The following is a 14,975-nucleotide window of genomic DNA, read 5'->3' as shown; positions in this document are numbered from 1 at the left end:
CTTAATCGCTTCCTGCTTCCTCACAGGATAAAGCCCGCTTATTTATAGCGGGCTTTTTTTAGGGAAAGTTCAAGGTGGGTGGTATCAACCGCTGTTACTTACCAGTGCCATTCGGTCATCTTTTCCTTGGAAATGGTGCGTATTCCAAAACGTTAACTATCTATATTGTTTATTGTATAGGGCTTACCGGAATAGTTCGAAGAACTCATTCCTGGGAAATATATATCTGGCAGTGCCAGTCAGTAATCTCTCCAGATAGTCTCGCTCAGTGCAAATATATCCTTTAAAGAGTATCAAATAGAATAAAACTGATAAGAGTTACTTCATATATTCACCTGTATTTAATATTTGATTTTTTGTCCGATTAGTCATAACTATAGCTTCTATCATTGGAGAGTGGGCGATGTAGTCCTTCTTACAATTGGCTTCTCAAGTCAGTCGTGTTCTAAAGGATTAGTCTTGATAGAGTGTCTTTGGCAGTAGTCTTATGGAGCGGCTTTATGGGCAATTTTAAGTTGGCAGCGGGTGTTGAAATCCCTGCTATTGAAGTGGCCAAGCTGGGTGGTGGGAAAATTCAGCTGGGTAAAACGGAAGGGAGCTTCCCCTGGCAAATGGTAGTGGTTTATCGAGGTAAGCACTGTCCGCTTTGTACCAAATATTTACGGGAATTGAATGTGCTGCTGCCGAGATATCATGAAGAGGGCGTTTATGTGACAGCTGTGTCAGCGGATAGCGCCGAGAAAGCGTCTGAACAAATGAAGGAGGTCAAGCCAGATTTTCCGATAGGTTGCAATTTATCCATCCCTCAGATGCAGCAACTGGGTGTCTATATCTCCAATCCCAGGTCTCCAGAGGAAACTGATAAGCCTTTTGCCGAACCCGGGATTTTTGTTATCAATGAAGCAGGCAAGCTGCAAATTATCGATATTTCTAATGCGCCTTTCGCCAGACCAGACTTGCAGACTTTGTTGATGGGGATCGAGTTTATTCGAAATCCGGAGAATAACTATCCAATTCGGGGAACCTACTAAAGTCCCTAAGCTGGGGCCGAGTTTCCTAGAAAAACGCAATAAAAACCCCATTGGGATGTGAGATTTTTATTGCGAGTTAACGGTTAACTTTGTAGCTATTTATCAATTCTTTTTAGAGTGTCAGAGGTTTGCCATAGAACCCAGTTTGAGGCCAGTGACATTAGAAATTATTCAACTCTTCACGTAGGTCGTGTTCCAGCTCCTCAGTGCCAGTAATCCATACGCTTTTATCTGGTGCGGGGAATACACCAACTTCAATATTATCTTTTCTCAAGCCGGGGAGCCATTTCTTCAGAAACTGTGGGAGGGGAATACTTTTAGGCGTGAGTTCGGTTTCATCTTTAGCATAAGCGCTAGCAAATTCTGACGTAGGCCATACGGGTAAATATTCAAAACCTCCGTCCTCATCGGTATGTATTTTGAGGAAGCAGTTTTGGTTATCGACTAATATCCAAATTTCTCGCTCTTCACCGATTGCACTCAGGAAATATTCGTATCGGTCTTCACAACTCTGGTTAATTACTTCATTTAGATTGGGAGTACTCATATATAAATTCGCAATGGCTGATTGGTAGCAGGCTGATATTTACAGGCCTGCTCGAATAAGTGTGTAACAGTAACACAGTCAATGTGTGGCATTATGCGCGAATACAAGATACTGTCCAGGTGGTTTGATGTGTTGCCCGGTAGTAGATAGGAGCGGGAGGGATTCTATGGAATATAAGTCTATGAATAGTTTGGAGAGTAAATCGAAGTACTCTCAATAAAAATCGGCTTGAAGGCTTATTCCAACAACCCTCTTTATGAGCGACAACTTTTCTTTTTGTGGTAATTCATTGGCCCGAAACCTGTTGCGAACTCTACCATATAATACAGTATAAAACCTCAATAAAATCAAATAGTTACAGATTGGCTTTTATATTAGATAACGCTCAGATTTACTCTACCAAACGACGTTTATATTAGATAGGTACTTTATCTGGTGGCTTAGCCTGTTTTTGGTCTAGAGTCTCTAATTGCTATTAGAGAAGCTCTGTCAATATTGGAGCTTGTTTATGCAAACTTGGGGCAGTTTATCATTGTGCAATTTAAGTCATGAGTCGGTAATGCTTCAGTTTCCACTGTTACTGCTCTTGTCACAAAGCTGTGATCAAGAAAGGTATCGAAAAGGGCTTTTGCCCGTGACTCTGAAATTCGGGGCAGCCATCAGAACATCGAGACCAGTGCCGAGTATTTCCCCGGCAAAGTTCTTGTGATGGCCGGATAACCGCAAAAGCGGTTACCGAAAAGATCGCGCCTACCGGCGATCATTTGGCCATGTTATGTGGCTACTCCTGGTTTCATTAAAGACATGGCGGGCCAGTTTCGCTTGCTGGAGTTTGGCAAAGTTGAATTACTATCGAGGAATTGCAGTTCCTTTAAGCAAGCCGCTCAAACTCTTTCTTCGACATATACTTCGCAGTAGGGTAGTAGGGCCCCATGACCAGGCTGTCCATAGGCGCGGGATTTTCCTCAGTAGGTACCGGAATATTGAGGGGGGAGTTCGGCCAGTCGTAGTTGCTCAGTGACGCCTGGTAGCGTATGTAGACGCAGTTGACCCAGCTGCGAGCGCCGATATAGTGTCCCTCGCCGGCTCCGAACTCTATCCATTTAACGCCGTGCTCGCGGTCTGCATTTTTGGGCCGATCGATCGCCCGGCTCATGACGATAGTGAACTTACGATCCTCAACCAGTGGTATCTCTTCATCGAAGATTGACGACCAGCCCAGACCCGACGGCGCCGTGCCCCCAGTGGTAAGAGACCAGTAGCGTACCTGGGTTTGCTCTTCGGGCCAGTTCACCTGACCATGCTTGGTTTTAGGAAAAGTCGGCATCTTACCTTCGATCACCACGACCTCGCCAAAAGCTAGCGAGAACAGGCCAACCATGTATACAGTGTCGGGGTTGTTCAGCCATGCACCTTCATTGCTTGCAGGGCAACGGATAACCCGCTTGATCGGATCGGGGATGAAGGCGCCTTTGACACTGTAATCCATATTCCAGAATCGCTGGAACATGGGGGCGGGCATGGCAGGCGCATTGACCCGGTCCCAGGAGTCCTCGATCAATTGAAGCCATTCTTTAGTCGGGAATTCCTGCTTCTGCCCCTCCTTAGAAGCCAATAATGCACGGCACATTCTCTCGCCTGTTAGCACCACATCGTCGCTGTTATACAAACCCTCTTCGCCCTGGATCGGGGTCTCCGGAAGGTGCAGCGTGACTGTTGGTAGCCCCAGCTCAACTGGCAATCCACCCTCCTCAAGTGGCGGCATGCGCACGTTGCCTGTGCCATCATAGCCGTTGTCGGGCATATAGTTACGAAACGCGAGGTGGATGCCGGCTCGCTCAGAGTTGGTACCGGTATAAAGTGTATTGGGGCGCGGCTTGCGAGGAGCCTGCCCCGAGCGGATATATACCGTGTAGCGTCGGCGTTCTGTCGGTACATCGCGTCTATTGGGCGACATAAAAGGGTTGATTGAGCCCTCATCGGGCACGATTTGGTCGTCACGCAGGTAACTACCGTTCCCCTGTACTCCGCCCGGCAAATTGTTTGCGATGGTGAGTGAGAAATAACGCAGGTGACCGTAATGTCCCCGCAGCTTCAGGTAAGCGCCTTTTGGCAATTTGAACTGACCGACGAAATAGGTGGAATTTTGATCCGGGTAGGCATTCGCGACTTGAATATCCTGGTGTCCGCGCAATAGACCGTAATCGAGCCCCTTCGGCCCTCCCCAGAAGCAGCTTAAGCGCTGGTATCGCCAATTAGTGACCTCGACAACAGTCATGGGTACCGGCGTGAGTGCAGTCGTGTCGCCAGGCAAGGTAGTCGGCTCAACCCCTTCCGTGCGTTCAGGTGTCACTTCATCGTTCTTCATGGGGAGTCTCCAAGTGATGCTGTGCCTCGGCCAGTAGCCTAGGGCTCCTGGGCAGAGCGTTTGTGTGTGAATTTTATTCGTGTCATTTTGTTATCAGGGGGGACATCAAGTGAATTGGGCTCACTTACAGAGTGAGAACCTATAGCATAGAAATTTAGATTTATGCTTGCTTTACGCGACATTTTTCATGCGATGACATGGCAGGCTTGAGCGCACCTTTTCATCGCCATTTTATTTGCAAGAAACTATGAGATTTTGTCGAAAGCTAGCCCTCCTCTACGAGTACGCTGGATTCCAACAGGATAGAGTCGTACAAGTCATTGCTACTCCCCCAGTTCAAGTAGCTTCACGAAGAGCGCTCCCTGAGGTTTGACCACTAAAACGAAAGCGAATTTAGCTGATTTCGTACTCAGCGACATTGTTCTTTTCTCTAAGGCTGTTAAATCACGAGATAAATTATATATTTAGTAAATAAATGCAGATCTTCGATAGCTGTTTTGTCAGACTGGCCTATGGATAAAGGACGTTTAGGGGGGGGAGCGATGCTGGATAGCTCCCTTGAAATTGCAAAATTCCTTATCCCTTTGATTGGCATTGATTATGTTTAGGAATGTTTACCAAGGTCATTTCTTGCAGAAGATGATGAATATTAAAGATTGTCGTCTCGCTAGAGGTATTTTCAGTAAGTGTCAGCCTAGCAAAATTATTTGAAGAAGAATTTTACAGAGTGTTTTTCCGTTGCTGTATCATTAAGGTTGAAAATTTTTTTAGATGGTGAGTGTACGTTGTTAGATTAAGTGATCGAGGCTTTCTACCATGGTTATATTTTAGCTGTAAAGTGTGTTATGGACGAGAAAATAATCTAGGGTAAGATCTTTTCCATTTTAGCTAGAAACCTTTCATTGTGGCGTTGATAAACTTGTCAAGATATTCGGCCTCGTGAAAAAAACTTTATGCAAGTTTGGATGTATTCTTGATTGGTTGGTTATTTTGCTCAACAGAATTGGAGTTGTTTGGAAAATATTCTGATATTCCGTGTAATATTTTATATTACAAAAGCCACTTAAGCTTCGAGGTTTAAGAGTGTTTTGACAACTTTTCGGCCTGATGCAAAAAATAGGGTCTAACGTTCATTTTAATGCATCACTTCCTGTAGGTGACTTTTTTGCGCAATTCCATTTCTATCGTCTATTGGGGAGGTTCTGTTAGAGTAAACCGCGCTATTAGTAATTATATAATTTCTTTATATATTTCTTTGTGCTTAACTAAGCAAACAAGAAAGACTCTTGAGGTCACCGATGGTGTGATATGAGTCACTTAATGCTGTGACTCATATCTCTTACCACCGCAATGCACCACCGGTTTGATATTCGCTAACACGGGTTTCAAAGCAGTTTTTCTTTTTGTGCTGGTCCGTTAATCAAGGGGCTGGATTCTGTGAACTCTGGAATTGCTATTTCGGGCCCAGCTGGCCGAGGTGGTGGACCATGAGCAGAATCTGAATGAAGTTGTAGAAGGAAAGATACCTTCACCTAAATTTCCCTAAATAAAATCAAGGTGTTTTATGTCAACTCTATCCGCAAAAGCATGTTTTGGGTTGCTGTAATTTTGCCAGTTTTTCGCATCTTCAAGTAGGTTTCCAATTGTAACGCTACCTCCTTTAAGATCCTTAAATATCTTGCTCTTAAATCGTATTGACTCAGAAAGAAAAATTGCCATTTTCCCAAATGAGCTAGCAATAGTCATATGGTCGTTGTTCTTTCCGTCAATGTTTGAGTTCTTGTAAATATGTTCAACAGTGTTATATGCATAATAAATGCTAGTTTCTTCATTGGAGTTGGTTGAAAAACCCATTGACGGATAGCTGCCATCAAAAGGTAATTCCATTTTTTGGGAAGCTGTGACGACACCACTCATACTAGGTAAATGGAAGTAGTTTTTTGCTGGTGTTTCCATTGAGCCGATAGAGTAGCCGGTTAACCAAACATCACTATTTCTAATGTAAAAAGTTACTCCGAGGCCTTCTGATAGATTGATCGGTATAAAGATGCGAGCCGGATCTCCATCAGTTCGGTTGATTCTAAAGCGTTCCTTTAAGTGATTAATTGCTTCGGAATATGCGCCGAGGTGAATCTCATGAAGGTTTAATTTTATCACTTGTGCCTCACAGTAAAAAATATTTTGTGTAATTTATCATTTAGGTAAAGGCTTGTGATTACGTGATATTGCAAGTTAGTACCTTTGTGCACTAAAAAAGGAGAGGGGAAGAATAATCTTTGCTTGGGAGCATATGAGGTATGGGTGTCGATTACGAGCTTATAGGGATGTTCACAGCGTTTTTCGAGTGCAGAGTCTTCTTTTCTTCTGATCCAGTAATATGTGCTGGGTAGGTCTGTGAGTAGTATGGGGTGCCTGAATCTGGTGTCCGATGTTGAAGGTTTTAAAATTAAATATATTCTCTACTATAGTGGATAAATCAGTCGAAAGGTTGATTTAGGTTTTTCTCATGTGGTCTTAAATCTAGATCTGGCAGCAGCGAAAAATTAATTTATCAATAAATCCAATTCACAACGATCTTGGTTTTAAATGATTTGTAAATTTACATGGTCGAATAAAGGAAGCTAAGTTTTTGGGGTGTGTGGCCAAGTGAGAGGGTGATGAGCCCTCGTAGATAGTATGCTACCAAAAACATAAGCTGAAACTCAGTCCCTTTTCCTACTTGCGCGGAAAATAGGGTTAAGCAAGTTCTTAAATTAATTAATGCATAGATAAACCATCGCCTCTGGCGGTGAGGGTGCCGTTCAGGCGTCTAGGGTAGAGAATGTGGACTCTCATGAACAGGCAAGCTCTTTTAAGGAGAATATATTCGAGACGATAGTGCCAGGATTGCGTCAAGTATTATTGTGGATACTATGTAGTATTTGTGCCTAAATATCGAAAGAAGATGCTATTTTGTGTGTTACGTCGAGAAATTAGAGTGATATTCTGAAGTTGTGTATTTAAAGGAAAGTAGAGTTGGTTGAAGTGTATTCAATTGAGGGGCATATCCATATGCAATTGACACTTCTTCTAAAGCTCAGTGTGTCAAATCCGATTGGATTTGTGAAAGAAAAATCAGAAATTTAGATTTTTAGAAATTACAAGTAAGTACAGCAGGGCTTTACCGAAAGATATTTTGAGGCTTGCTGTTACTGTATGAATACGGAGGATTTTTCCTCATGCCTCCGGCTTGGTAGCTGGCTGCTGAGTAGCTCTCAATAAGAGAATAAAAAAAACGGGCTGAAAGCCCGTTTTCAATACTTCTCTTCCTGTGAGCGACTACTTTTTCCTTTTGTAGTAATTCACTGGCCGGAAGCCTCTCTTACCACTGCAGTGCGCCGCCGGTTTGATATTCGATAACGCGGGTTTCAAAGAAGTTTTTCTCTTTGCGCAGGTCCATAATCTCAGACATCCACGGGAATGGGTTCTGTGCGCCAGGGAATTGCTCTTTCAGGCCCAGCTGGCTGAGGCGGCGGTTGGCGATAAACTGGAGGTATTCCTCCATCATATTTGCATTCATGCCGAGTACGCCGCGGGGCATGGTGTCGCGGGCGTAGGCCACTTCGAGTTCCATACCTTCGAGAATCATCTGGGTCACTTCCTGCTGGAATTCCGCCGTCCACAGGTGTGGGTTTTCCAGCTTGATCTGGTTGATCACGTCGATGCCGAAGTTCAGGTGCATAGACTCGTCGCGCAGGATGTACTGGAACTGCTCGGCAACACCGGTCATTTTGTTGCGGCGGCCCATAGACAGAATCTGGCTGAAGCCACAGTAGAAGAAGATACCTTCAGTGACGGCGTAGAAGGCGATCAGGTTGCGCAGCAGTTCCTGGTCGGATTCTACGGTGCCGGTTTTGAAGTTGGGATCACCGATCGCCTGGGTGTGGGACAGGCTCCAGGCGGCCTTCTTGGCAACGGCGGGCACTTCGCGGTACATATTGAAGACTTCGCCTTCATCCATGCCCAGGGATTCTACACAGTACTGGTAGGCGTGGGTGTGGATCGCTTCTTCGAAAGACTGGCGTAGCAGGTACTGGCGGCACTCCGGGTTGGTGATATGACGGTAGATCGCCAGTACCAGGTTGTTGGCAACCAGGGAGTCTGCAGTGGAGAAATAGCCCAGGGAGTATTCCACGATGCGACGCTCGTCCTCGGTCAGACCGTTGGGGTCTTTCCACATGGACACGTCTTTGTTCATGTTGATTTCCTGGGGCATCCAGTGGTTGGCGCAGCCATCCAGGTATTTTTGCCAGGCCCAGTCGTATTTAAAGGGGACCAGCTGGTTGAGGTCTGCGCGGCAGTTGATAATACGCTTTTCATCCACCTGGATGCGGGCTGCACCCATTTCCAGTTCTTCCAGGCCGGGCGCTGGGTCCAGGCTGGCAACGGCTGCACGTGCAGCCTCAACAGCGGCGGAGCCATTTTTTGTGGTGGAGCTCGCTGGAGTTTCCGCAGAGTAAGAAGCGCTGGGCTCTTGTACGGATTTCGCCTGGGGCTCCGCTGCGGTCTGCGCCTTAACGGCTTTTTCGGGTTGTTGGGGCTTTGTCTCGAAATCGTCCCAGCTCAGCATAGTCGGCCCTTTTAATCGGTCTCGTTATCGAAAATTCGATATTAATTTCTGTGTTCTTCCTGGCGCTACATTTGCAGAGCGAGGCCAGGGGTGCTATTCCGGAATTTTCCGGCAGTGGTCAATCGCTGCAGGTATTTTTACCCCAGCGGGGCACAAAGTTTCTGTGCCAGATCAATTATCACTTTGCTTTTAGCCAAAACTTATTTTTGGGTTTTCACCGCACGGCTGTGAGGTTTGTGGCAAAGTTTTTTTCGTGGTTTTCATACGCCGCACAGTTTGTGCGGGTTACTGAAAACGCAGTTGGGAAAAAACGCAGACGATCCCCGGCCCGAAAATTCTTCCCGGTGTTTGCATACCGGGTGGGCCGGGGTCGTTGCGCATGGTCATGCCCGCACTTGCGGTTACGACGCTCTCCCCCGAGAGTGAGTACAGGCCCCAGGAGGGGCCAAATTTTTACTGACAGGCTTCGCAGTCTGGATCGTCCAGAGAGCAAGCCTGCGGCACTGCAGCCGGTGCGGGTGCAGCCTGTTCTACAGGCGCTGCTGCGGCGGCACCATTGCTGCTGCCGTGTGCGCTTACCGCGTTCAGGGTGCCGCTGTTTACCGTAGATTTCTCTGTGGTGGTGGCAGCCAGGGCACGCAGGTAGTAAGTGGTCTTCAGGCCGCGGAACCAAGCCATGCGATAGGTCAGGTCCAGCTTCTTGCCATCAGCGCCGGCAATATACAGGTTCAGGGATTGGGCCTGGTCGATCCACTTCTGGCGACGGCTGGCGGCATCCACAATCCAACGCGGTTCCACTTCAAACGCGGTGCGGTATTTTGCTTTCAGGTCTTCTGGTACGCGATCGATTTTCTGTACAGAACCCTCGTAGTATTTCAGGTCGTTAACCATGACCTGGTCCCACAGGCCGCGATCTTTCAGATCATGTACCAGGTAGGGGTTTACTACGGTGAATTCGCCGGACAGGTTCGATTTCACATACAGGTTTTGATAAGTCGGTTCGATCGACTGGGAAACCCCGGTGATATTGGCAATGGTCGCGGTAGGGGCGATCGCCATCACGTTGGAGTTACGCATACCCTGGGCTTTTACTTTTTCGCGCAGGCCGTCCCAGTCCAGAGTGGAGCTGGTGTCCTGATCGATAAATTGCTGGCCGCGCTGCTCAGCCAGGATCTGGATGGAATCCAGTGGCAGAACACCTTTGCTCCACAGGGAGCCTTCGTAGGTCTGGTACTTGCCGCGCTCGGCAGCCAGGTCGCTGGAAGCGGAGATGGCTTCGAAGCTAATCGCTTCCATGGTGTTGTCGGCGAAGGCTACGGCTTCATCGCTAGCGTAGGCAATGCCGGCCTTGTACAGGGCATCCTGGAAGCCCATCAGGCCCATGCCCACTGGGCGGTGACGCATGTTGGACTGACGTGCACTTTCAACCGCGTAGTAGTTAATGTCGATAACGTTATCGAGCATACGTACCGCAGTTTTTACGGTATTGGCCAGCTTGGTACGATCGAGTTCACCGTTGTCAGTGATGTGTTGAGCCAGGTTGACGGAGCCCAGGTTACATACGGCGATTTCGTCGTCGGCCTTGGTGTTGAGGGTGATCTCGGTGCACAGGTTGGAGCTGTGTACCACACCGGCGTGCTGTTGCGGGCTGCGCAGGTTGCAGCTGTCTTTAAAGGTGATCCAGGGGTGGCCGGTTTCGAACAGCATGCCCAGCATCTTGCGCCATAGGTCGAGCGCGCGGATCTTCTTGAACAGACGCAGCTTGCCTTCGGCAGCCAGTTGCTCGTAGTGGTTGTAGCGCTCTTCAAAGGCGGTGCCGAACAGGTCGTGCAGGTCTGGGCAATCGGCCGGGGAGAAGAGGGTCCACTCTTTGTCTTCGAACACGCGCTTCATAAACAGGTCGGGGACCCAGTTGGCGGTGTTCATATCGTGGGTACGGCGGCGGTCGTCACCGGTGTTTTTGCGCAGCTCGAGGAATTCCTCGATATCCAGGTGCCAGGTTTCCAGGTAGGCACACACAGCGCCTTTGCGCTTACCGCCCTGGTTGACCGCTACAGCGGTGTCATTGGCCACTTTCAGGAAGGGCACAACACCTTGGGACTTGCCGTTGGTGCCTTTGATATAGGAACCGAGGGAGCGTACCGGCGTCCAGTCGTTGCCGAGGCCGCCGGCCCACTTGGACAGCATGGCATTGTCACGGATGGCGCCGTAAATGCCGTGCAGGTCGTCCGGCACCGTGGTCAGGTAGCAGGAGGACAGCTGCGGGCGCAGGGTGCCGGCGTTGAACAGCGTCGGGGTGGAGCTCATGTAGTCGAAAGAGCTCAACAGGTTGTAGAACTCTACCGCGCGCTCATTTTTGTTTTCTTCGTTAATGCTGAGGCCCATGGCGACACGCATAAAGAAGATCTGCGGCAGCTCGAAGCGAATGTCATCGCTGTGCAGGAAATAGCGATCGTACAGGGTCTGCAGGCCCAGGTAGGTAAACTGGTGATCGCGTTCGCCTTTTAAAGCTTTGCCGAGTTTTTCCAGGTCGAAGGTGGCCAGGGCCGGGTCCAGCAGGTCCAGCTCAATGCCTTTTTCCACGTAAGCGGGCAGAGTGGAAGCGTAGAGTTTTTCCATCTCGTGCTGGGTGGCGCGCTCGGCGATGTCGAGGAAGCGCAGGGCTTCGGAGCGCAGCTTGTCCAGCAGTAGGCTGGCAGTGGCGAAGGTGTAGTTTGGTTCTTTCTCAACCAGGGTGCGCGCGGTGATCACCAGCGCGGTGTTGATATCGTTTTCGGAGACGCCGTCGTACAGGTTCTTCAAAGCCTCGCTGAGGATGGCTTCGGCATTGACGTCTTTCAGGCCTTCACAGGCTTCACTGACAACGGTGCGCAGGCGCTCCATATCCAGGGGAACGAGACTGTCGTCGTCGAGTTTGACACGAATGCTGGGGTGCGCATCGATAGCTTGTTCGCTTGGTTTGGCGCTTTTTTCTTTTTCGGCGCGCAGGCGGGCGTGCTCTTCGCGGTAGAGTACATAGTCGCGTGCAACTTTGTGTTCACCGGCACGCATCAGGGCCAGCTCTACCTGGTCCTGGATCTCCTCGATATGGATAGTGCCACCAGAGGGCATACGGCGCTTGAAGGTAGCGCTGATCTGGCCAACGAGCTCTTCGACTTGCTCGTGGACACGGCTGGACGCAGCGGCGGTGCCGCCTTCAACAGCGAGAAAGGCCTTGGTGACGGCAACGGAAATTTTGCCGTCATCATAGGGGACAACGGTGCCATTGCGTTTGATGACACGGATCTGGCCCGGTGCGGTGGCAGCCAGAGTGGTGCCGTCAGTAGCCTGGTCGCTGGAGGTGCCCGATTTTGCCGCAGGCACGGTTTGAGAGCGCCCTGTCTCTGTGTGCATGTAAATCTCCGAAAGGTTTGTAATGTTGTCTGTCCGCGTGTGTTCACTAGAACAGCGCCACTGGACTGCGTGGCATGTGCGGAGCGGGTCCATCGCTTGGCCAGTGATTCCTCCCTCACCGTGGAGGCACTGGAAACAGGCGGCGTGACGACCGGCTCTCAGTTAAGGTCTGCCGGCTGCTGCCTGTGGCGGATAATTCCTTTCCGCCCGCTTACCTCTGATTCTGCTTTGAAAAAAGCAGCGTCTGGCACCGACCGCCAAAAGTGTGGCGGAGTGCCGGGATTCGCCCCCGGATTTGGGGATGCTCCAGGCCCTGTACCCCAATATATAGGGGGTCTGCCTCGAGTGCGCTACAAGATAATGCGGTAGGCGGGTCAGTTCAAGGCGAATAACTTTGTGGTTGTTTGTGGATAAATTGTGGGTAGGCGCGTTGAGTCAGTAGCCACTTCTGCGGCAGGGCCCGCCGCAGCTGGGGTGTGTGGTATTCACCGCTGTGTGGGAGTGGCCAATACAAGCTCTTACAATTTTTTTTAATAGCCGGGACGCTTCAAATTAACAACGGCAATAACCATTTTCGAATGAGCGCATTTTAAGCAAGTTGGTACTAAGTTGATCAATTTTGTGGCGTGAATTTTATGCTGATGCCCGCTTGTTTATTATTTGTCCACCTGTGGGGTTCTGTTCGAATCTGTATTTAAGCGCCATATGAAGCCGAGCAATAAAACTGGATGATTAAGTTTTGTGCAGCTATCGGTAGAGAGGGGTTGGTAGGGTAGAGAAAAGGGCCGGCCGACAAGTAGTTAATGCGCCATCGACCGGCGTGTAATTGGGTTTACTGACTGTGCTCCTGCAAAAATTCCATCAGCGCCTTTTGTGCGTGCAGACGATTTTCCGCTTCATCCCAAACCTTGGAAATATGCTCGTCTTCCAATAGCTCGGCGCTGACTTCCTCGCCGCGGTGCGCTGGCAGGCAGTGCATAAAAATCGCCCCTTCATTGGCGTGACTCATCAATTCGTGATTCACCTGGTAATTATCGAAAGCCTCGCTGCGCGTCTGTTGTTCCGTTTCCTGGCCCATCGAGGCCCATACATCGGTGGTGATCCAATCGGCACCGCGCACGGCCTCCACAGGGTTATGCACAACTTTCACCCGGTCGCCGGCAGCGGCGACGATATCGGCATCGGGTGCGTAGCCCTGGGGACTGGCGATGCGCAGTTCGAAGTCGCACAACCGCGCCGCATTGATATAGGAGTGGCACATATTGTTGCCATCACCCACCCAGGCCACTACTTTGCCCGCGGGGCTGCCGCGGTGCTCGACGAAAGTCTGGATATCGGCGAGCAGCTGGCAGGGGTGGTAACTATCAGATAAAGCGTTGATTACGGGTACCCGAGAGTGAGCCGCGAAGCGTTCCAGTGTCTCGTGACCAAACGTGCGGATCATTACCATGTCGACCATCCGGGAGATGACTCGGGCACTGTCCTCGATGGGTTCGCCGCGCCCCAGCTGGGTATCCCGCGGCGATAGGAATAGGGCGCTGCCGCCCATCTGTGCCATGCCGGCTTCAAAAGAGACACGGGTGCGGGTGGAGGACTTTTCAAAAATCATCCCCAACACTTTTCCGCGAAAAAGGTCGGTGGTAATGCCTTGGTTGCGCAGGGTTTTTAATTCGATAGCGCGCTCGATAATTTGCTTTAGTTCCTCTGCGGAGAGATCCATTAGGGTGAGGAAATGCCTGATCGCCATAAATTGTTCTCCTTTGCGTGCCTCAGACTGCTTGCAGGGTAAATTGTTGAATCAGGGTGCCGATATCAGCGGCCAGCTGCTGGCACTCGCTGTCGGTGAGTGTCAGGGGCGGGAGAAGCCGCACGACATTACCGGCGGTGACATTGATCAGCAACGCCTGCTCCCGCGCCCGCTCCACCAATTCAGCGCAGGGACGGTCGAGTTCGATACCAATCATTAATCCCAGCCCACGGATATCCACTATCCCAGGGCAATCGCTCAGTCGCAGGCGCAGGGAGTGCAGTAGTTGAGCGCCCAATTTTTCCGCGCGCTCGATCAACCATTCAGCTTCCAGAGTTTCCAGTACGGCAAGGCCGGCGCGGCATGCGAGTGGATTGCCACCGAAGGTAGAGCCGTGGCTGCCTGCGGTGAATAAGCGAGCGGCTTTACCGCGGGCGAGGCAGGCGCCGATGGGGACGCCATTGCCGAGCCCCTTGGCGGTGGTGAGTACATCCGGCACTATGCCCGCGTGCTGATAGGCAAACATTTTACCGCTGCGGCCGTTACCGGTCTGAATCTCATCCAGCATCAATAGCCAGTCCTGCCGATCGCAGAGCGCACGCAATTTATGTAGATAATCCAGATCGGGTATTCGAATACCGCCTTCCCCTTGGATTGGTTCCACCAGTATGGCGACGATATTGCAGTGCTGTTGCGCTAAATTTTCAATGGCTTGTACATCATTGAAGGGCACCCGCAAAAAGCCCTCGGGTAGGGGGGCGAAGCCCTGCTGAACCTTTTCGTTGCCGGTTGCCGTGAGGGTGGCCAGGGTTCGCCCGTGGAATGCCCCCTCCATGACTACAATTTGCGGTGCTGCCAGCCCGCGTTCACTGCCCAGTTTGCGGGCTAATTTGATGGCGGCTTCATTGGCCTCGGCTCCCGAGTTGGAGAAAAATACATTGTCCATGCCCGACAGGAATACGAGCCGATCAGCCAGCTGTTGTTGGGGCGGAATGTTGTACAGGTTGGAGACATGGAGCAGGGTGTTAGCCTGCTCCTGCAAGGCTTCAGTGACCTTGGGGTGGCAGTGGCCCAGGCCGCATACGGCGATGCCGGAAATGGCATCCAGGTAGCGGTGGCCGCGATCATCCCACACGTAATTTCCCTCGCCGCGGACCAGGGTCAGGGTTCTTTCGCCATAGTTGTGCATGAGTGTGTGGGGGGACACTGAGGCGCCTCCTTTCTTCTTTAGTGTTCAGTTTGGTTATTCAATATAGGCTGATTTCCGCAGAAAATTTTGT

8 protein-coding genes are annotated in these 14,975 nt (G+C 50.1%); 1 reads left to right on the top strand and 7 read right to left on the bottom strand.

What is annotated here, in order from left to right:
- Window positions 1-500: 500 nt before the first annotated feature.
- Window positions 501-1,031 carry a redoxin domain-containing protein gene (locus ACJJID_RS11740; protein ID WP_444919655.1) on the top strand — a complete coding sequence of 177 codons (531 nt, stop codon included), beginning with the start codon at window positions 501-503 and terminating at the stop codon, window positions 1,029-1,031.
- A gap of 160 nt (window positions 1,032-1,191) precedes the next feature.
- Here the strand turns inward: ACJJID_RS11740 and ACJJID_RS11735 are convergent, their stop codons facing one another.
- From ACJJID_RS11735 to ACJJID_RS11705, 7 genes are all read right to left on the bottom strand, one after another.
- Window positions 1,192-1,578 (bottom strand): DUF2750 domain-containing protein, encoded by a 387-nt coding sequence (locus ACJJID_RS11735; RefSeq protein ID WP_252082877.1) that lies wholly within the window; start codon window positions 1,576-1,578, stop codon window positions 1,192-1,194.
- 871 nt (window positions 1,579-2,449) lie between these two features.
- Window positions 2,450-3,946, bottom strand: coding sequence for a hypothetical protein (locus ACJJID_RS11730; RefSeq protein WP_444919654.1), 1,497 nt, complete (start codon window positions 3,944-3,946; stop codon window positions 2,450-2,452).
- 1,542 nt (window positions 3,947-5,488) lie between these two features.
- Window positions 5,489-6,103 (bottom strand): ribosome-inactivating family protein, encoded by a 615-nt coding sequence (locus tag ACJJID_RS11725; RefSeq protein ID WP_444919653.1) that lies wholly within the window; start codon window positions 6,101-6,103, stop codon window positions 5,489-5,491.
- Window positions 6,104-7,307: 1,204 nt separating this feature from the next.
- Window positions 7,308-8,555: a ribonucleotide-diphosphate reductase subunit beta gene (locus ACJJID_RS11720; protein WP_252082869.1), complete on the bottom strand. Its 1,248-nt coding sequence runs from the start codon at window positions 8,553-8,555 to the stop codon at window positions 7,308-7,310.
- Window positions 8,556-9,008: 453 nt separating this feature from the next.
- Window positions 9,009-11,948: a ribonucleoside-diphosphate reductase subunit alpha gene (locus ACJJID_RS11715; protein ID WP_444919652.1), complete on the bottom strand. Its 2,940-nt coding sequence runs from the start codon at window positions 11,946-11,948 to the stop codon at window positions 9,009-9,011.
- A gap of 832 nt (window positions 11,949-12,780) precedes the next feature.
- Window positions 12,781-13,695, bottom strand: coding sequence for an ornithine carbamoyltransferase (gene argF, locus ACJJID_RS11710; RefSeq protein WP_444919651.1), 915 nt, complete (start codon window positions 13,693-13,695; stop codon window positions 12,781-12,783).
- 22 nt (window positions 13,696-13,717) lie between these two features.
- Window positions 13,718-14,902, bottom strand: coding sequence for an aspartate aminotransferase family protein (locus ACJJID_RS11705; RefSeq protein WP_444919650.1), 1,185 nt, complete (start codon window positions 14,900-14,902; stop codon window positions 13,718-13,720).
- Window positions 14,903-14,975 lie beyond the last annotated feature (73 nt).

The organism is Microbulbifer sp. CnH-101-G, from assembly GCF_052466775.1.
Note: the sequence above shows the minus strand (reverse complement) of the source record. Positions and strands in the feature narration are given on the sequence as shown.

What these genes read in the sequence shown, in the direction of transcription:
- ACJJID_RS11720 (WP_252082869.1), bottom strand. Translation starts at nt 8,555, where the DNA reads ATGCTGAGCTGGGACGATTTCGAGACAAAGCCCCAACAACCCGAAAAA.
- ACJJID_RS11730 (WP_444919654.1), bottom strand. Translation starts at nt 3,946, where the DNA reads ATGAAGAACGATGAAGTGACACCTGAACGCACGGAAGGGGTTGAGCCG.
- ACJJID_RS11735 (WP_252082877.1), bottom strand. Translation starts at nt 1,578, where the DNA reads ATGAGTACTCCCAATCTAAATGAAGTAATTAACCAGAGTTGTGAAGAC.
- ACJJID_RS11715 (WP_444919652.1), bottom strand. Translation starts at nt 11,948, where the DNA reads ATGCACACAGAGACAGGGCGCTCTCAAACCGTGCCTGCGGCAAAATCG.
- argF (WP_444919651.1), bottom strand. Translation starts at nt 13,695, where the DNA reads ATGGCGATCAGGCATTTCCTCACCCTAATGGATCTCTCCGCAGAGGAA.
- ACJJID_RS11740 (WP_444919655.1), top strand. Translation starts at nt 501, where the DNA reads ATGGGCAATTTTAAGTTGGCAGCGGGTGTTGAAATCCCTGCTATTGAA.